The 18,231-nt window shown below is 33.2% G+C and carries 18 protein-coding genes; all 18 read right to left on the bottom strand.

The features are described from left to right. The coding region (locus CIGNP109_RS07920; RefSeq protein WP_086228859.1) for a cytolethal distending toxin subunit B family protein at nucleotides 1-729 on the bottom strand (729 nt) is incomplete at its 3' end. Next, the gene (locus CIGNP109_RS07925; RefSeq protein WP_336526418.1) at nucleotides 726-1,358 is read right to left on the bottom strand and encodes an RICIN domain-containing protein; all 633 of its coding nucleotides are present in this window, start codon (nucleotides 1,356-1,358) and stop codon (nucleotides 726-728) included. The genes CIGNP109_RS07920 and CIGNP109_RS07925, both read right to left, overlap by 4 nt. 461 nt (nucleotides 1,359-1,819) lie before the next feature. Further along, nucleotides 1,820-2,347: a hypothetical protein gene (locus CIGNP109_RS07930; protein WP_086228861.1), complete on the bottom strand. Its 528-nt coding sequence runs from the start codon at nucleotides 2,345-2,347 to the stop codon at nucleotides 1,820-1,822. A gap of 1,167 nt (nucleotides 2,348-3,514) precedes the next feature. After that, nucleotides 3,515-5,188 (bottom strand): polysaccharide biosynthesis/export family protein, encoded by a 1,674-nt coding sequence (locus tag CIGNP109_RS07940; protein ID WP_086228863.1) that lies wholly within the window; start codon nucleotides 5,186-5,188, stop codon nucleotides 3,515-3,517. A gap of 111 nt (nucleotides 5,189-5,299) precedes the next feature. Continuing rightward, nucleotides 5,300-5,662, bottom strand: a complete 363-nt coding sequence (locus CIGNP109_RS07945) for a hypothetical protein (RefSeq protein ID WP_086228864.1) — start codon at nucleotides 5,660-5,662, stop codon at nucleotides 5,300-5,302. 5 nt (nucleotides 5,663-5,667) lie between these two features. Beyond that, nucleotides 5,668-7,023 carry a cytochrome P450 gene (locus CIGNP109_RS07950; protein ID WP_086228865.1) on the bottom strand — a complete coding sequence of 452 codons (1,356 nt, stop codon included), beginning with the start codon at nucleotides 7,021-7,023 and terminating at the stop codon, nucleotides 5,668-5,670. A gap of 10 nt (nucleotides 7,024-7,033) precedes the next feature. Continuing rightward, nucleotides 7,034-8,134 (bottom strand): hypothetical protein, encoded by a 1,101-nt coding sequence (locus CIGNP109_RS07955; protein ID WP_141081056.1) that lies wholly within the window; start codon nucleotides 8,132-8,134, stop codon nucleotides 7,034-7,036. A gap of 123 nt (nucleotides 8,135-8,257) precedes the next feature. Beyond that, a complete protein-coding gene (locus tag CIGNP109_RS07960; RefSeq protein ID WP_086228867.1) occupies nucleotides 8,258-9,439 on the bottom strand; it encodes a replication-associated recombination protein A in 1,182 nt (393 codons plus the stop codon). 170 nt (nucleotides 9,440-9,609) lie between these two features. After that, nucleotides 9,610-10,134, bottom strand: coding sequence for a thiol peroxidase (gene tpx, locus CIGNP109_RS07965; protein ID WP_086228868.1), 525 nt, complete (start codon nucleotides 10,132-10,134; stop codon nucleotides 9,610-9,612). A 58-nt stretch (nucleotides 10,135-10,192) separates the two neighbouring features. Continuing rightward, the gene (locus CIGNP109_RS07970) at nucleotides 10,193-10,600 is read right to left on the bottom strand and encodes an RDD family protein (RefSeq protein ID WP_086228869.1); all 408 of its coding nucleotides are present in this window, start codon (nucleotides 10,598-10,600) and stop codon (nucleotides 10,193-10,195) included. After that, the gene (gene pyrE / locus CIGNP109_RS07975) at nucleotides 10,597-11,208 is read right to left on the bottom strand and encodes an orotate phosphoribosyltransferase (RefSeq protein WP_086225448.1); all 612 of its coding nucleotides are present in this window, start codon (nucleotides 11,206-11,208) and stop codon (nucleotides 10,597-10,599) included. Before pyrE ends, CIGNP109_RS07970 begins: the two co-directional genes overlap by 4 nt. Before the next feature lies 1 nt (nucleotide 11,209). Next, the gene (gene frr / locus CIGNP109_RS07980; protein WP_086225449.1) at nucleotides 11,210-11,767 is read right to left on the bottom strand and encodes a ribosome recycling factor; all 558 of its coding nucleotides are present in this window, start codon (nucleotides 11,765-11,767) and stop codon (nucleotides 11,210-11,212) included. Between the two features lie 10 nt (nucleotides 11,768-11,777). Next, nucleotides 11,778-12,128 carry a preprotein translocase subunit SecG gene (secG, locus tag CIGNP109_RS07985; RefSeq protein ID WP_086228870.1) on the bottom strand — a complete coding sequence of 117 codons (351 nt, stop codon included), beginning with the start codon at nucleotides 12,126-12,128 and terminating at the stop codon, nucleotides 11,778-11,780. Between the two features lie 86 nt (nucleotides 12,129-12,214). Further along, the gene (locus tag CIGNP109_RS07990) at nucleotides 12,215-12,904 is read right to left on the bottom strand and encodes a Bax inhibitor-1/YccA family protein (RefSeq protein WP_086226149.1); all 690 of its coding nucleotides are present in this window, start codon (nucleotides 12,902-12,904) and stop codon (nucleotides 12,215-12,217) included. Between the two features lie 87 nt (nucleotides 12,905-12,991). After that, the gene (locus CIGNP109_RS08545) at nucleotides 12,992-13,957 is read right to left on the bottom strand and encodes an autotransporter outer membrane beta-barrel domain-containing protein (protein WP_201789962.1); all 966 of its coding nucleotides are present in this window, start codon (nucleotides 13,955-13,957) and stop codon (nucleotides 12,992-12,994) included. A 60-nt stretch (nucleotides 13,958-14,017) separates the two neighbouring features. Beyond that, nucleotides 14,018-15,355, bottom strand: coding sequence for a hypothetical protein (locus tag CIGNP109_RS08550; RefSeq protein WP_201789963.1), 1,338 nt, complete (start codon nucleotides 15,353-15,355; stop codon nucleotides 14,018-14,020). A 237-nt stretch (nucleotides 15,356-15,592) separates the two neighbouring features. After that, nucleotides 15,593-17,092 (bottom strand): hypothetical protein, encoded by a 1,500-nt coding sequence (locus tag CIGNP109_RS08700; RefSeq protein ID WP_180380034.1) that lies wholly within the window; start codon nucleotides 17,090-17,092, stop codon nucleotides 15,593-15,595. Nucleotides 17,093-17,405: 313 nt separating this feature from the next. Next, complete coding sequence (locus CIGNP109_RS08005) at nucleotides 17,406-17,603, bottom strand: hypothetical protein (protein WP_086228871.1); 198 nt, start codon at nucleotides 17,601-17,603, stop codon at nucleotides 17,406-17,408. Nucleotides 17,604-18,231: the final 628 nt, after the last annotated feature.

Here is an 18,231-nt window from a genome sequence, read left to right on the forward strand (position 1 = left end):
TGCTGGTGCGATAGCTCTATTGGAGTTACCAACCACAGCATAATCTAGAGTTCTTCTAGCGCTTATTTGAGTGATGGCGTTATTAGTAATTATTCTAGTTCTAAGTCTTAACTCTAATTCAAATGAGCTAAGTAGATCTACTGGCTCTCTATTAAAATCCCCCATTATAATCCAATTAGTATTAGCTAGGGTTGGGCTGCTTTGAAAGAATAGATCTATATTATGAACAATAGCTGAAGCATCAGCTCCACCATTAGCTAAAGCATGGATACTAAAGAATGCATCATTATTAATTCTAATTCCTAGCATTGGTCTTGAGGCTGTTGTTGGAGGTGGTCGTAAGAATACTTCATCAGCTTGTCTTCTACTAGCTATAGCTAAATTTACTCTATTACCACCTAAATCTGTCCTAGCATAATATATAAAGATTAGATCAGGTCTAAGTCTAGTGCCGATATTCCATACATGCTCAGTTACTACTACTTGTGTGCCAAATGCTCTAAACTCTCTTCCTGTTGGCTGAGCTGTAGCAGGCAAGGTGCCAGCTTCTTGGATGGCTAAGACATCTATTCCATTAGCTCCAGAGAACATTTGAGCTATACTAATGCTCCATTTAGCCTCACTACTAGCACTTGAGCCTTGCATATTCCAAGTGGCTGTTTTAAAATCATCTATATTAGCAAATAAGCTTATAAAGCTAAATAATAATAAGATTAATATATTTTTCATTGTTGGTATCCTAAGAGTGGAGAGGTTGGTGCGGCTTCAGGGATAAATACCCATTGTTGATTAAAATTTGGCTTAAAATTACACTCTCTCATGGCAAGACTGTAGTAGCTGCCAGTTTGAGTTAGTGAGCCAAGATCTGTTGTAATACACTTACTAGAAGCACTAGATTTTATCTGAATGGCGCCATTGTCCATAGCTGATAGTTGCCATTGTTGGAATTTGTTATTGATATCGCAATCTCTGTGAGTGATACCACCACCTTCATCATGGATACAAGTATTAGTAAGGAAATTTATAATCAAAGCTATATCATTACCTAGATTTAAAACTTGCCATGACCTAGCTCTACCAAACTCTTTAGAGTTATCTAAGGTATATCCCCATAGCCAATTACCAGGAGCTAATGCCCAAACTGTGATTGCTGAGCCACCCATTGGGTTGATGATAGTAAGTGGAGTGGATTTGGCGCCGCTAAATGGGGATGAGCCTAGAGCATCTGGGGCGGTTAATAGCGGTGGCTGAGTTATTTGGGGTGGTTGGCTAGATGAATTTGGCTGATTATTTGATGGGGTTATATTTGTTTGGTTGGTGGGGTTATTTGAATTTGTTAAATCAAATTTATTTAATATAGGGGGTTTTTAGAGAATTACGAGTGAAATTATCATCCATTATAGGCGGAGAATATGGCGCTTTGCTTGAAGAGCAAGATATGAAAATTAAAGATATAAAGAGCAAAAATAGCAAATTTCGCATTTGTGGCCTTTGAGTTGGTGTGTTTTATCAATTTATCTTTTGAATTTGAATTTTTATTTTTAAATTTAAAAATTGATATTTTAAATTTTATTTTTCAAATTTATATTACTTAAATAATTATATTATTCTTGATTAATTTTGATAATTGATTTCAAAACTGAGTGTAGCTAAATTTGGTTTAAAGGAGTATAAAGAGGTTTAAAAAGAGATTTATAATAGTTGATTATATATTAAATTTAATTATATTTATTTGTGTTTTAGGGTTGTTTGGACTATTTCATTTAGATTTTACTAAATGAAATAGTTGGTATTTATGAATTTTATTTATGGTTTGGTTTTAATGATTTGGGCTATTTTTGTGATTATCTTTATGCTCTTTGGTGATATTTTTACATTTAAACCATAAGCTTAGGTAGCCTAATTTAAACTTAGACTTATCAGCATTTATCAAAGCCTCTCCAAGTTTGTAGCTTAGATGCTCTTTTATCTTTATAGCTTCATTGTAATCTGGATAGGTCTCAAGTGGTGGGAGCTTTAAGCTTGGGTTAGCTTTAATCTTTTCTTGATAGAGTTTTTGCTCTTTTTGGTGGGTTTCTTTGATATAACTTAGGATATAAGGCATTTTTATATAGCCTAATAAGCTTTTTGAATTTGCTATCATAGCTTCGCCTAGCTTGTATGTTAGTTGGTTTTTAATGCGGGATTTGGCGGTGCCATAATTTAAAGCAAAGTATAGATCGGTATTTATCTTTTGTAGTTTTTGGTTGTCTGATTTGGATTTTGAATTATTGGTTTCAAGCTCTTGACTTAATTTAGATAATTGAGCTTTTAGATTTTTGTTTTCTTGGGCTGTAGTAAAAATCATATTAGATATCTCTTACTTTCTAGTATATCGTTAAAGTTTTTAAATTTATAAACTTTAACATTTCTTTTGCTTAAATGCAAATCAGCAGTTTTTTCAATAGATCCTAAGTATGCGATTTGAAATAGATTCGTATCTTTCCATCCAAGTAAAACTCTAAAAATAAAACTTCTACTGCTGCTAATAATTAAATTTGAATTTAAAATATAATAAATAGTTTCTAAAAATATTTCTTTAGATTCTCCAACGATCTTTTTATCAAAAAAATACAATTAGATATTTTATCTAACTCGGAATTACAATAATTGCGTACAACATTAATATCAACAAATTTTCCTAATTTTTTTAATTCAATTTTAAAATTATCGCTGTTTATAATATTATACATTCTTGTATCAAAACCATCTGTTATAAATATAATAGATATTTTTTTACCATACTTCTAATGCATGGATTTAGCAAAATTAATCATATTATTTAACATATTAAAATCTATAAGACAATGTCTGCTTCCGCTTTTGTCTTTTAAATTATACCAACTATGAGTATGAACGCCTCTATTAAACCAAGATGTGGTTATTATATCTTTGTTTTTATTTACTAAAATTGTAGAACAATCTCCTCTGCGCAGATGCAAACATATTTTAAATGAATCATCCAATTTGTCATATTTTTTATTAGCAAAATATTGATTTATTCTATTTTTAAATATTTTAATAAATGAATTGTCATAGATACTGCACTCTAAATCATTACATATCTCATCAAAAGAGTGCGTGAAAAATAATCTTTTAGGTTTGATACAAATAGCCTCATACCCCCCCCATTTTCTAACATCATATTGATTTTACTTTTAATATATACAATATCTTTTAAAATATCATCAACTTCTATAATAAGAAGTTTTTTTAAATTATGATAAGTACAAAAACCAGCATCTTCTATAATGCTACTATACCAATTATTAAATGTAAAACTAGTTTTAATATCTTTATTAGCGATACCTTGAAATTTTAGATCAAATAAATCACAAATAAATGATTGTGCTGATGCGTTGGTTAATATATCTCCAAAACCACTATTAACTAGATATATACAATATCCATTAATATTATTGTTTTTTATATATCTCTAATTTGAAATATTTCCTTATACATTAGAATACCTTTCTTATAGATCTATCACCACTTTAGCAGCTATTGCTAGTTGATATAGAATTTGAGTTAAGATACTTGTAGCTTGAAGAGTTTTACCCTCGACTTTTGGTAATACCAAAATTGAATCTCCAGGATAGACATTCTCGCCACTTGAAGCTCTAAATTTACCCGCCTTGCCATTGGCTGCAACAAGTATAACTCTACTACTATCAGCCCTAGCACTTAGATCTCCAGCCATCTCGATATAATCTTCTATATCAGAATCCGCCACATGAGTAAAGGCTCCTGGCATAGAGACTTCGCCTTGGACAATTACTATGTTATCCTTAGTTGGGATATATATCGTATCATCTTCTTGCAATACAATCTGATTTATATCATCTTTATTGCTAATTACTACTTGACCTTTTGGCTCTACCATTCTAGCACGCTCTATAAACTCCAAAATAGATTTAGCTTCAGCAGCTCTGATTTGAGCTTCTTGCGTAGTAGCTGATGATGTCGTAAGAGCGATAGACTCTAGCTCCCTTAGATGTGAATCTATAAGATTTTTTTGCATTTTTGCTACACTTTTTCTAAAAAGCTGAATAGCATCTACATTAGACTGCGCATTAAATCCAATCTTTTCCATAAGCTCGCCAAGAGTAGTCCCTTTAGGTACAACAATCGCACGAGCTCCACTATGTTCGCCATCTATATTTATACGCACTTCAGTTGCAGCATGGTCGGTCATAAACTCCACAGCATCTCCAGCCCTTAACTTCACAGAATCAAATTTTGTTAAAGGATAACTAGTAATTTGAATTTGGCTATTATTATAGCTTTTTACTATAGCTTGGGTTACTACTGGTTTAATTCCTGCTAGTCTTGCTAGCTCTTTTAGGCTCATTGAGTTATTTTTAGCCTCAAATCTATATGAGCGTAGCACTTCTCCACTAGCACTCATATATGCCCCCACACTACCAACCAAGATCACATCGCCATTTTTTAAAGCAAACATCTCAATCTTGCCATCAACCATAAAATCATACAGATCTATACTCTTATATGGCTGGTTATTTCGCACTACAGTAATATTGCGAAAGCTTCCATATTGCGGATTTATACCGCCAGCTTTATCTATAAACTGTATAAGAGAATCTGAACTAAGCCCTTGATAAAGGCCTGGCTTATTTACATTACCAGTAACAAATATAGATACATTTTGATAAATTCCCATATCAGCATATACATGCACATTCTCTTTAAATACTCTTTTTACACTTTTTGAAATCACATTAACTAAATTTGAATTTTTCACACCAAGAAGCTTAATAACCCCAACTTTTGGTAAAAATATATTACCTTGTGAATCGATAGTAAGCTGCTGTTCAAACTCATATGCGCCCCACAACTTAACATTTACAATATCGCCAATAGCTAAAATATAATCAGGATTATAAATATGCTGGCTTACCATTGTAAAGTTGCCATTAAATAAATTTTCACCAAAAACCATTTGAATTGGCTCTGTGGAACTTATAGTGAGATTGGCATCTTGTGGGATTAGCGCAGCTTGAGATTGCGAGTTTGCAATTTGAGCTTGAGAATTTACCGTAGCTGAATTGACTGAATTTATAGAACTAACAGGTGCAATTGCTATTGCTGCAGTAGCAAAAATAGTCAAAATTGATAATATTTTTTTCATTTTTTGATCTTTCAAATTTCAAATACTAAGTGCTAAATTTTACTTAAAATCAAGTAATAAAGAGCTTAAAATTATCTTTTTAAATATTTACATATCTAAATTAAATTTTTATTATTTTTTCTTTATACCTATTGTCTGTTCATTTAGCCTCCTGCTAAGCATCAGATCTATAATTGGTTGCTCTCTTTTATTGGCTCTTTGACAATGATTTTTTTGAAATTTGTCGGTGATGAAAATAACAATTTTAGCCCATCTTTTATGACGCATTCTCCATGCGTGACTAGAGACTGACTCCCATGCATATCCATTAAATACAGCTGCATTGACAAAGTGATCAAGCGCTCTAACTGCCTGTCTAGCACGAGCTGGATTACCAAAAGTCCCTATAATAGCGATATAGATATAGCCCACTACAGCTAGTGGGACAAGTACGCATAAAAGCGCCGTCCCAGCTAACTTCTCTTTAAATCTCAAACTTGCTACCTTTTGCTCATCTTAATCATCATTCCATTGGCTGAGCGAACTGTGAGCCTACCGACAACATCGGGGATAAACCCATCTTTTAGCTCCAACTTGAATTCGCGCAAAATATTAGCTAAAATTATAATCGCTTCTTGCATAGCAAAGCCTTGTCCGATGCAAACTCGCTCACCTAACCCAAAAGGCATATATTTTTCTTTTGGAATATTTTCATTATGTCTATCTGGTCTAAACTCATGTGGAGCATCCCAAAAATCATCATGCCTATGAATTAGCCATGGTGCAACGACAACTCCTGATCCTTTTTGCAGCACCTTATCTCGTATTTTAGCTTCGCCCTTGCTTTGACGAGCAAAGAATCCAACTGGCGGATATAGTCTTAGAGCTTCTTTAAAGACATTAGTTAAATACTTCATCTCTTTAATATCTGAAATGCTAAATTTGCCATCTTTATTAATGCTAATTATCTCATTATATGCTTTTTGCTGAGCATCTTGATCAAGGCTTAAACAGTATAGAGTCCATGTTAGAGAGCTTGCTGTTGTCTCATGGCCTGCTAAAAATAGCATTGATACTTGATCTAAAATCTCTTCAAAACTAAAACGCTCCCCGCTACTAGCATCTACTGTATGTAAAAGCGATGAGAGAATATCGCAATATGTATCGCTCTCATAATTTTCATATCTAGGTTTAATGATATCTGAAAGACTCTTTCTAATTACAGCTCCAGCTTTCATTCTCTTATTTTCACCAAGGATATTTGAAAGCCATTGTGGCACACAAAAAAACTTCCTAATAGCTGTTCTAGCAATCTCTTCTTGAAATGTTACAAATGCATGCAATATCTCTTTGCCTTTTATCTCATCTAGCTTAGAACTCATAATAGTACGAAATATTACATCTGCAGTTACAAAGGTCATATGCTCATCAACCTCAACAATAGATCCATCAGGATATTTTCTAAATCTATCCATCATATCAGCAGCCGCACTACTCATCAGATCAAAAACCTTACTAATCCTAGTCATCTCAAAGCTAGGTCGCAAAAGCTCTCTTTGCTTTTTCCACACCTCGCCATTAGTAGTAAAAATACTAACGCCCAAAAGGGGCTTTAAAAGCTCATGGAGCATATCGCTTTTTGGGAATTCCTTGACATTATCTACCATAATTTTGCGAACTTCTTTAGGATCATTTACTACAAAAAGGTCAAATCCAGGCATCTTAACTCTGCCAGCTCTCATCTTATAGCTTTTTTCATATAAACCATCTAGCCACGATCTGCGCTTGAGCAAAAATGTCGTTATTAGCCCAGCTTTGCTACTATGCGGTTTTGGGTGAAATGGACAAACTCCCATGATTGACTCCTTAAAATTTCTTATCTTCAAGTTTGCTAGGGTCTATGGTTAGATAAAAATAATCATACCCACCACGAATTTGAGTCGCTTTAAGATACAAAAAATGAACTTGATACCACTTATATCTTATATTTTTGTATGTTTTTTTATCATAAATTTTAAAAAATCCAACTGATATTAGCTTTGGCGATTTGGCATTTTGCCTTAAAAGCTTGATATAATCTACCTTAAAAAAGCACGCTCCATCAATCTTAGAGCTAAAATCTAGCCAGGTGATACCAGAATTTGCTACTATCTCAAGCTCTTTTTTGAATTTATCTGCGTATTTATGAAATGATACAAGCGGAATACATCCGCCTATTAAAACAAGCTTTAAATTTGATATATTTAGCCCTTCAATCTTGCTTTTTTCTATCACTCTTGCCACACTACTAATAGCTATAATCGCCCCAACGCTATGCGCTACTATCATCACTTCGTCATTGGTATTTTGGTTATTTTTTAAGCTTTTTATAATCTTATTAGCAAAGCCCTCATTTCTCTCATCTGCACCTTTAATCTCGCTTCTAGCATATTTATAACAAAATCTATAAATGCTAAGTAGCCAAAACATCCCCGCATTCATCCCTAGATAGAATATCCCCTTAGTAGCTAGATAAAAGAGTAAAATAGAGCAAATAATCCACAAAATATAATTTTGTATAAAATAGCTAAGCCCGTAACAAAAAAATCCCGTCAAAAAATATGACAACAATATAAAAACTATAGGATAATATCCAGCAATTAGCTGAGTGCGTGAGTATCTAGCTACCATATAGACAGCGCCGGATATAGGGTAATTAAAGAGCGCCACAAACAAAGCCCCAAAAACTTCAAAAAATCTTTTACAAAAATGCTCTTTTACTATATCATTCCAAATTAGAAAATTATATTTGGTTTTAACGCCCTTATAATAGGCATTAAAATAGAATAAATCATCTTTTTTGAGTTTGTCTATATTTAGCTCATTTTGTTCTATTGCGCTTGTTTTATGGATATTGTTTTTAAAGATGGAGTAGTAGTATTTTGGGCTTCTAGGATCAAATCCAGCTATATAAAACACTTCTCGCACTACACCCCCCCCCTATTTTTTATTTTATTAATTATGAAATTTATAAAGTGGCTATTCTAGCAAATTTAATCATAATCAATACTTAAATTAAGATTAAAAATACCCTATTAGCCTCACTATAAATTAGTTTTTAAATTTGATTTTTTCTATCCAATCATCTAGAGTTTTTTCAAATCCAATAGAGTTGCTATAATAGAATTTAATATCTTTTTGCATATATTTTTGCTCCACCCATCCATCAAAATCATGCGGATATAGATAGTCTTTTTTGGCCTCATCTGTGTTGATAAGATAAGGTGGCACTGGTAAGGCTGGGTTTTTGCTGATATAATCAAGTGCGAAATTTATAGCCTTGTAGCTAGAGTTGGATTTAGGTGAGCTAGCTAGATAGATAGCGCATTGACTTAGGATAATTCTAGCTTCTGGATAGCCTATTTTTGATACTGCTAGCATGGTATTTGTGGCTACATTTAGGGCATTTGGATTGGCATTGCCTATATCCTCACTAGCGAAAATCACCATCCTTCTAGCCAAAAATTCAGGCTCCTCCTCAGCTGCTATGAGCCTTGCAAGATAGTATATCGCCGCATCGATATCACTACCCCTTAGGCTCTTTATCATCGCACTTATTAGATTATAGTGAGTATCTTTGCTACTGCTACCTTCGCTAAAGCTAGAGCATCTTAGAGTTTTTAAAATCTTTAAATTTATATTTTTATCCACACTTAGGGCGTATTCTAGCAAATTTAGCATACTTCTAGCATCGCCACCACTAGAGCTAATGAGATAATCCTTAGCACTCTCATTAATCTCAAAATATACACTCTTTTGAATATCAGTTAATAAAAGCTCCAAATCTCTATACGATAGCGGTTTAAACTCAAATATCATCATCCTAGAGCGGATTCCACTACTTATAGAGAATTTGGGATTTTCGGTGGTGGCGCCAATTATAATACATTTTTTCTCTTCCATTGGGATCAAAAGCGTCTCTTGTTGAGTCTTGCTAAGGCGATGAAATTCATCGATAAATATAAGTGGTAAATATAGTGAGCTGTCAAATTTAGCTATGATTTTACGGACTTCTTCGCTTTTTAAATTCGCCCCATCAAGCTCGAAAAATTCATAATCCATCTCCTTAGCAATGATCTTAGCCATCGTAGTTTTACCACTTCCGGCTGTGCCGTAAAACAAGCTATGCGGGATATTTTTATTCTCTATAAATTTCGTAAAAATTTCTCTAATATCATCTTGACCTACCATTTGGCTGATTTTTGTCGGTCTAAATTTAAGGCTTAAATTCATATTTTTCCTTCTATACTATGATGGTTGAGTAAAATTATACAATAATAAAAATCTTTAAATAGCTAAATAGTAGAAAATGGATTGAAATAGCGATAGATTAGCGAAATTCAAAAGCGATTATAGCTCCAAATTTCGCTAAAAAGCGTGATATAATAACGCTTAAAATTCAGTTAGTGAGAGCAACCGCAACCGCAACCACCGCCGATAGCTTTCAATGCTGCGTCGTAGTTTGGCTCAGTTGTGATTTCGCTAACTAGCTCTTTATAAACTACAACACCATTTGGGTCAATTACGAAAATAGCACGAGTTAGCAATCCAGCAAGTGGACTACTAGCTAGCAAAACACCATACTCTTTACCGAATTTAGCACCTCTAAAATCACTAGCCACTCTTAAATTTTCGATTCCTTCAGTCGAGCAAAATCTACCCATAGCAAATGGAAGATCTAGCGATATAACCGTAGCTTCAACATTGCTTTTGCTAGCTACTTTTTGGTTAAATGTTCTAGCTTCAGTCGCACAAACTCCTGTATCTAGGCTTGGGACTACTATTAAGACTTGGAATTTTCCACTTGCGCCGCCTACTTTTAGGCTAGATAGATCCTTAGCTACTAGATCAACTTCTGGCGCTCTTTGGCCTACATTTACGCCTTTTCCTTCTAGCTCTACTGCTGTACCTTTGAAAGTTACTGACATATTAAATCCTTATATAAATTTAAAAATGAAATAATACAAAATTAAGATAAATAAACTCTTAATAACTCTTTTGGACTACGATAGTTCCAGCTAACAGATCGTGTAAATTCCGCTTATCTCTCCTAAAAAAGCAAAAAAACGACCCACCTATAATAAAAGTAGTAATAAAGAAAAAATATCTAAGCAGATAGATGATCAAATTCGCCTTTTTGCCATTTAATCCAACTAGATAGATCCCTTGTGCCTTATACCCAGGACTTTGAGCCTTAAAAGCAAAAAACAGAGATTGTATCAGCCCAAAAACTAGCCAAACCAAAAATATAGCTAGTTGATTGCTTTGAAACTCATCCTTGCCATTTAAGATTATATAAGTCATAAGATACAAAAGCGGAGCAGCGATAAAGAACATATCCATAATAAACGCTTTTACCCTACTAAAGATATTAGCGGCTACCGCCTTACTCATGCGTTTCCACGACTCCCAGGCTTGAATGCTTTTGAGCCATTTTTACACAATGGACAAGACTCTGGCGGATAAATTTCAAATTCAAAATTACCAAGAGCAAAAAGCGGTTTATCAGCTGGGAGCTTACAGCTATCTTTTCTCTCATTATTTAATCCACTAACAGAGCAAAATCCTCGATTTGCAAGCGCCGCAAACCCTACTACAACGCCACCTAAACTCTCAATAATCTTAGCACTTTCTAAGGCTGAGCCTCCAGTAGTTATTATATCTTCGCATATTATAAATCTCTCGCCCTCTTTTACGCTAAATCCACGTCTAAGGCTCATCACGCTATCAACTCTTTCAGTAAAAATAAATCTTTTTTTACCAGCTCTAGCTAGCTCATATCCAGCCAAAATTCCACCAAGCGCAGGCGAACAAACACTATCAAATTCAACCCCAGCCTCAGCAATTTTAGCAAATAACTTATCGCACAAAACGCCTGTTAAAATCGGATCTTCTAAAACCTTTGCACTCTGCAAATAAAATTGTGAGTGGTTACCACTACTTAGTAAAAAATGTCCCTCTAAATATGCTCCAGCATCTTTGTAAATTTGTTCTAAATTCATATCAAACCTTTAAAAGTTCAGCTTCTTTATCTTTTACTATTTGATCTACTTTGGTGATATAATTATCGGTAATTTTTTGTACCTCATCATAGCCTTTTTTAATCTCATCTTCGCTTAGAGTTTTATCTTTTTCTATTTTTTTGATATCATCATTAGCATCTTTGCGAATGTTTCTGATAGCTACTTTAGCTTTTTCGCCCATAGCTTTTGCCTCTTTGGCGTTTTTTTGGCGATCTTCTGTTGTCATCGGAGGGAAAAATAGCTTAACGCTCTCGCCATCGTTATTTGGATTTACGCCTATATTTGCCGCTTGGATCGCCGCAGTGATAGTTTTTAGCATAGATTTTTCCCATGGAGTGATGGTAATTGTGCTAGCATCAGTAGCCAAAACGGTGGCAACTTGATTTAATGGAGTAGAGCTTCCATAGTAATCTACATGTACATGATCTAAGATATTAATACTTACCTTACCTGTGCGAAGTGTTGCAAAATCACGCTTTAGAGCCTCTAGCGCTTTGTCGTTGTGTAGTTTTTGGTTGTTGTAAATTTCATTTAGCATATCTATCCTTTTAGTTGGCTGTTGTGTTATTTTCAGCTGTTGGTGCCGCTGGTGCTGTAGGTATTATGTTGGTATTTGGGGCTTGCGGTGCTTGGATTGAGTCAAATTTAGCACTATCAACTACAGAATCACGCAAAGATTGATTATATGTATATCCAAGGGCTATGGTATTAATAACAAACAAAAACCCCATAAAAAATGTAAATTTAGCTAAAAATCCAGCTGGACCCTTAGCGCCAAATAGACTCTCATTACTTCCACTATAAGCTCCAAGACCCATAGAAGCACTCTTTTGTAGTAATATGACAATAGTCAAAATCACTGCTAGCAAAACTTGTATAATAAGAAGAATTGAACTCACGAGTATCCTTTGATTGGTGTAATTAGCTCGTGATTATAGCAAAAAAAGTTAAAAATTTAGTTAAGCCACCGCAGCGGTGGCTCTGATTATTCTCGGTTAAATATACCAAGAAGATTAAGAAGAGAGATAAATAAATTTAAAATATCAAGATATAGCGAAACTGCAGCAAGCACAGGGCTATCATATCCACCGCGTAAAATCATCTGAGTATCATAAAGGATATAAGCACTAAATAGTATCGCACCAACTGCTGAAATGATAGTAGCCAACATTGTGCTTTGGAAAAATAAATTTAAAAGCCCAGCTACGACAATTACAATTAGTGTGATAAATAGCATTTTACCCATTGATGAAAAATCACGCTTAGTATTAAAAGCAAAGATAGTTAGCCCACCAAAAGCCACAGTAGTCATCAAAAATGCTTGAGTGATGATATGCCCCATACCAGCACCGATATAGGTATTAAGCACTGGGCCAAGAGTAAGACCGCTTACAAAGGTAAATCCAAATAGCAAAAATAGAGCTAGAGTTGGATTTTTGCGTGTAAAAAATAGCCCAAAAAGCATCGCAAATTCAAGGATCAAAAGTACCCAACTAAAGCTTTTGACATAATCAACACCGATATATGCACCCACGGTTGCCGCTAGAAGCGAAGCACTAAGAAGCTGATAAGTTTGCTTGACAAAAGTCGCTCTAGCACTAAAAGATTGCTCACTCTCATAAGTGCGACTAAACTCATTTTGTTGCGATGAGAGATTTCTATTATATAGACTCATTTTTCCTCCAATTTAAATTTGCGTATAAGTCTAGCAAAATAAATTTAACACTAAATAAAAATTTAAAAATATCTCACTCTACCCAGCTTAAAATGAATATCTAGCATTTAAGTTTACAGCTAAGTCTGTATCATAATCACCAAATGCAGATTTTTCTAAAGTTAAGCCAATTCTTAAATTCTCACTAGCTACCATATTTAGACCCAAATTCATAAGCATTCTAGAGTCTTTATCACTGTTTTTAGCACTATCGCCATCTATTAATATTTCAGCATTTTTCACCATCTCCCATTGATAGCTAAGCCCACCAAGCGCATAAGCCCTAATCTTGCCTAGCCAAACCTCTCTAGCAAAATTAAATTCAGCCCTACCAACTAGCAAATCTGAGCTTTTAATCTCCATTTCAAATCCATTGCTATTTAGAGTTGCGCCACTAGTGTTGAGATAGATAAATTCAGCTTGAGGCTCGATATAAAAATTATTAAAATCAAATCTATATCCAAATTCTCCACCCAAATAAAGCGAGTTTGTATTATAATCTGTATCCAAAAAGCTCAAACTCATATTTGGGAAGTTATAATCCATTTTATGGTTATTTCTTGTGTATTTTGCGATGGCATCCACATACCAGCCATTATCAAATACTCCAGAGATATAAAATCCACCGCCGATTGTTTTGACATCGCCTTTTGCGTTATCGCCATCTATATCGCTACTTGTGTGAGTTACTGTAATACCGCTAAAGATAGATCCGCTTGAAATTTGACTTTGTTTATCAAAACCAGCTTGAACATGGGTAAATTTATTTTCAAATCCATCACTACTGCCCTGTCCACCCAAAATCCTAGCCCAGCTACCAGCGGTTGCGTTAATACCTCTTAGCTCACCCATCCTTTTATTTAGGTTATTGATGTCGGCGTAGTTTATATCCATACTTAGCTTAGAAGCGTCGTTGGCTTCTTTTAGAGCTGCTTGGTTTGTAAATTTGGTTATCTCTATGCCACCATTATCATTTTTTGTAATTTTGTAATTAACCAAGCCTCTATTTAGCACAAGCGGAGCGCTTAAATTTGGGTTATATAAGGCTATATCTTTGCCGTTTTTTTGGATTTTCTATAGGGTTGTATTACCTATTGTTTCTAAGGCTAGATTAAGCTCGCTATGTTTATTTACCTCATTTTGGACAGATTGAGTAATTAAATTTGCGCCATTTTCGCTAGAGACACCGCCTTGATTATTTGAATTTCCTGAATTTCCAGTGTTGCTTGAATTTCCGTTATTGCTTTGGTTGCCGTTATTTTGGCTACCTGAATTTTCAGTATTTCCGGAATTTTCGGTGTTATTTGAGCCTTGATTGTTGGAATTTTGATTGCCGTTATTATTTGAGCCTTGGTTATTAGAATTTCCGGTGTTGTTACCATTTTCTGGAGCTGTGCTACCACTACCGGTATTACCTTGATTTGTGTTTTGGTTACCAGTAGAGCCTTGATTACTTGAATTTCCTGAATTTTCGGTGTTGCTTTGGTTGCCGTTATTTTGGCTACCTGAATTTTCAGTATTTCCAGAATTTTCGGTGTTGCTTGAGCCTTGATTGCCTTCACTAGTTGAAATTCCGCAAGCCCACTCACTGCCAGGCAAAACGCTTAATAAGCAATCTTTTCTATTAGAGCTATCTACATATGTGCCATTATTTCTAGCTTCATCTATGCTTAGATATGTAATACTATAAATCTCATAAAGATCGGTGACATAAGTATTTGTGCTAGCTACATAGTAGCTATAAAGAAAGCGGAAAGTTTCATTGCCTTTATTATCAGGGGCGTAGTTGCCTATAACCTCTCTTAAAGTGAGTTGGCCAGCCTTATCTTTGACAGAGTCGCTCACATAGCCTTTTTTGATCTTGCCAGTTTTCTCATCGACTTCAATCCCCCAAAGCGTAACCGTGTGAGTATCATCAGTAAGCGCAGCTACGACCTTGCCTGTTTGGAAGTTTTCTATCAAAGATTTTGTGATACCTTCACTTTGATAGTTATATCTCTCAGTCCAAAATGGCGCTCCACTAATCTTGGTTGGGCCATACTCTCTTTCTAAATATGTTGGATTATTGTTATTTTCGTAGATTTTGAAATTTGGCGAAAACTCTTCAAGATAGTAGATCATCCCACGATACGGTTGTAATCCACCTTGAATATGTGGATATTTTTTATAAAACCAATCTGTGATAGCTTCATTACCTTGCGGTGCGCCTTCTTTTAAATTTAGATCAATGCCTACATTTTGTTGCCACCAGCCAAGAGTGTTGCCAGCTACGGCGCCCCAGCATTGATTTGGATGCTGCAAATACGCACTCCAACCACTATTTATACTCACGCCACTAGCCCAAAACTGATTCGCTGATAGAGATGAGCAAGTACATGCCAATATAATGATTTTTGAAACTTTAGAATTCATCGTACCCCCCCCCTTTTTTTTTCAATTTAAATATATTTATTTTGGATGTTTATATTCTAACATAAAACATAAAATAAATTTAATATGCGATAAAGATTTAAATGAATTTAATTTTAGTTAACAGAAATTTAGAACAAATTTGGTGAAATTTTTAAAAATTTAGCTTGCAATAATAAAAACTATGCCAAATTTGTCATTGCAAGCCTTGCATGATAAATCATATTTTCTAAATTTATTTTATATATTAGATTTATCTTTATTTTTATGTTCTTTTTTAATTTTCATAGCTTCAAATATAAATTTAATATATCCACCTTTATACCAGTTTTTATTAGCTTTTATTAGAGCCTGACCTAGTTTATAGCTTAGGTGATTTTTAACTTTTATGGCTTTTTGGTAGTTAGTTTCTAACTCTTTGATTTTATCTTTTAGAATTTTATTTTCTGCTTCTAGCGATATCTGCATAGACGGCTGAATTTGTGGCGTATTTTTGTTTAATTGCGATAAGATTTGAGCCTCAGTTTTTTTAATAATTTGTGGCGTTAGAACGCTATCAATATGTTCAACAATATTTGGGTAAAGATGACTAATATACTCATCTATAAACTCCATAGAATCTTTGAAAAATACTATATTTGGTATCAAATAAGAGCGATCTATATCTTTATCAATCTCTATATCTATATCGGTCGGGATAACACTCAAATCAAACAGCTTCATCTTTGGGTTTGGTTTGCATAAAAAGAAGGCTATAAGGTCGAAGTATGAAAGAATAATTTTATAAGGTTTTTCTAAAAGACAATCTATATAAAATTCAGTATTATCCAAATTCTCATCATTAAATTTAACTATAAGATTACTATCAACTTTTGGTTCGGCTTGAATTTCGCAAAATATATTTAATTTTGAAGTTGGTTTAACAATACCATTATTTTTATTTCTTAAATGGATAGAGGCGCAATGCGCACTAGCCATTCCAAAACCCAACTTTGTTATCTCTCCACTATTTTCTAAATTCCAGCTATGCATTCCAATAATTTCATATCCATCGCAATCATTAAATGATAAACTATTCCCTTTTTCTAAACGATAAACAATTTCATTATACATAGAATTATTAGGATTGAAAATTTTAAAATTACCATTTCTTTGCATATTTTTTGGTGTTACTATTTTAAATTCAGGCATATTAATATCAAGAGATTTTTGAGAAATTTTAAATATATCAATATTTTTAGCAATCTCCTTACCAACATTTCTACTTACTACAGCTAGCTGATGGGGACCAAATTTATTACCAAACTGAATTATTTCATTATCTTGATAGTATTTTTGCATATCAACAATATTTAACCCATAATAATTAGCTAAAAATCTATGCATATTAATAACTATTTGATAATTTTTAAATCTGTATGGTAAAATTAATATACAAACTGGTTTTTTAAGTTTATATAGAGTTATGTATAAAAATTGCAAATTCTTAAAAATTATATCCAATGGGAGATTTTCTCTAACATTATGCTTATCAAGTTCATTAATAACAGATTCAGTTATTATCAAATCTGCATTTTGGATAGCTTCTTGATTTTTCTCTCGTTTTAGCTCATATAGATTTTGAAGGCTTGTTGTGCCACCCAAAGCTAAATTTGTCACATTTGCATACTCCTTTAACCCTTTTTGTAAACCATTTACCATTACAGAGTTACTACCACCTAATAAAACGATATTTTTCATTTAATTAACTTCCTAAATTCGATTTGCAAACGGTAGGTTATCAAAAAAAGAAAAAAAACGAGATTAGAAAAATATATTAATTAATTTATTTAATATTATATTTATATAAATTATTTGTAAATTTCAGTTTTTGATGTAGCTCTAAATTTAAGACTTATACGGATTGATATTCAAATAAAAAATAAAACAATCTTTTTAAATAACTTTATGCTGATAAAAATCATTATTATTTCTATACTTTTCTAATTATAAGCATTAAATTTATTATCAATAATATTTATTTTATCAGATTTCTTATACAATTCAAAGCAGATTAGTTATTGTTAGCAGTTTTATTAAAATATAGATAATTGCCGTTTTTAGTTTGAGATATGATAATTTTATTTTCATTATTGTTTTTGACTACTTTATAGCTTTTAGAACTTTTTTCTTTGTTGCAATAGCAACCATTACGAATTAAAATTCTATCAAGTGGTAATTTTTTAATATCTTGGTTTATGTTTTCACCCATATTATTTATCCTTCAATTATTAAAAAGATAGAGTTTAAGAAAAATTAGTAGATAATAATGATATAATTGCGTTATGGGGATTATGCCATAGGGCTGGTATCCCTACGGCAAATTCTATCTCCATAGAAAGGAGAATAGTATTTTGTTTAATATTGCATACTTACACATAATTATACTACTTTGTATAATTATTGTCAAGGCTTATTAAGTCTTGCCCCACGAAAGTGAGGATGCAATCCCCCCCCCTATGGCTACATCATTTATACTACTCTTGCTTTACTTAATAACTCCAACAAGTCATAAATCCTTTACTATCACAATCATAAGAGTAACTTCTTGTCTCATAGTATCTATCATTAGGATTGAATTTGCATTATATAAAACAAGATAACATTTGCAAGCATTATATTTTCTAAAAAGAGGAGCCACTTTGAGTTAGCTGCAAAATACTTGATTATAAAGGTTTAAATGAAACATATAAATCATATGCAAAGTACTTACCAAAAAATACTACAAATATAGCAGTATTTTTGTAAAAACACTAAAACATCTAAGCTTAACAACTTATAATAATAAAATATCCAAAAATTAATAAATTAGTTAAAAGATATAAAGTAAAAAGCGATTT

Origin of the sequence: Campylobacter sp. P0109, assembly GCF_002138755.1 — a bacterium.
Taxonomy (GTDB): domain Bacteria; phylum Campylobacterota; class Campylobacteria; order Campylobacterales; family Campylobacteraceae; genus Campylobacter; species Campylobacter devanensis.

Excerpts from the sequence above, each read along its gene's own strand:
- CIGNP109_RS08005 (WP_086228871.1), bottom strand. The coding sequence starts at position 17,603 with ATGGGTGAAAACATAAACCAAGATATTAAAAAATTACCACTTGATAGA.
- CIGNP109_RS07950 (WP_086228865.1), bottom strand. The coding sequence starts at position 7,023 with ATGGGAGTTTGTCCATTTCACCCAAAACCGCATAGTAGCAAAGCTGGG.
- CIGNP109_RS08550 (WP_201789963.1), bottom strand. The coding sequence starts at position 15,355 with ATGAATTCTAAAGTTTCAAAAATCATTATATTGGCATGTACTTGCTCA.
- CIGNP109_RS08700 (WP_180380034.1), bottom strand. The coding sequence starts at position 17,092 with ATGAAAAATATCGTTTTATTAGGTGGTAGTAACTCTGTAATGGTAAAT.
- CIGNP109_RS07960 (WP_086228867.1), bottom strand. The coding sequence starts at position 9,439 with ATGAATTTAAGCCTTAAATTTAGACCGACAAAAATCAGCCAAATGGTA.
- tpx (WP_086228868.1), bottom strand. The coding sequence starts at position 10,134 with ATGTCAGTAACTTTCAAAGGTACAGCAGTAGAGCTAGAAGGAAAAGGC.
- CIGNP109_RS07990 (WP_086226149.1), bottom strand. The coding sequence starts at position 12,904 with ATGAGTCTATATAATAGAAATCTCTCATCGCAACAAAATGAGTTTAGT.
- CIGNP109_RS07930 (WP_086228861.1), bottom strand. The coding sequence starts at position 2,347 with ATGATTTTTACTACAGCCCAAGAAAACAAAAATCTAAAAGCTCAATTA.
- frr (WP_086225449.1), bottom strand. The coding sequence starts at position 11,767 with ATGCTAAATGAAATTTACAACAACCAAAAACTACACAACGACAAAGCG.
- CIGNP109_RS07970 (WP_086228869.1), bottom strand. The coding sequence starts at position 10,600 with ATGAGTAAGGCGGTAGCCGCTAATATCTTTAGTAGGGTAAAAGCGTTT.
- pyrE (WP_086225448.1), bottom strand. The coding sequence starts at position 11,208 with ATGAATTTAGAACAAATTTACAAAGATGCTGGAGCATATTTAGAGGGA.
- CIGNP109_RS07940 (WP_086228863.1), bottom strand. The coding sequence starts at position 5,188 with ATGAAAAAAATATTATCAATTTTGACTATTTTTGCTACTGCAGCAATA.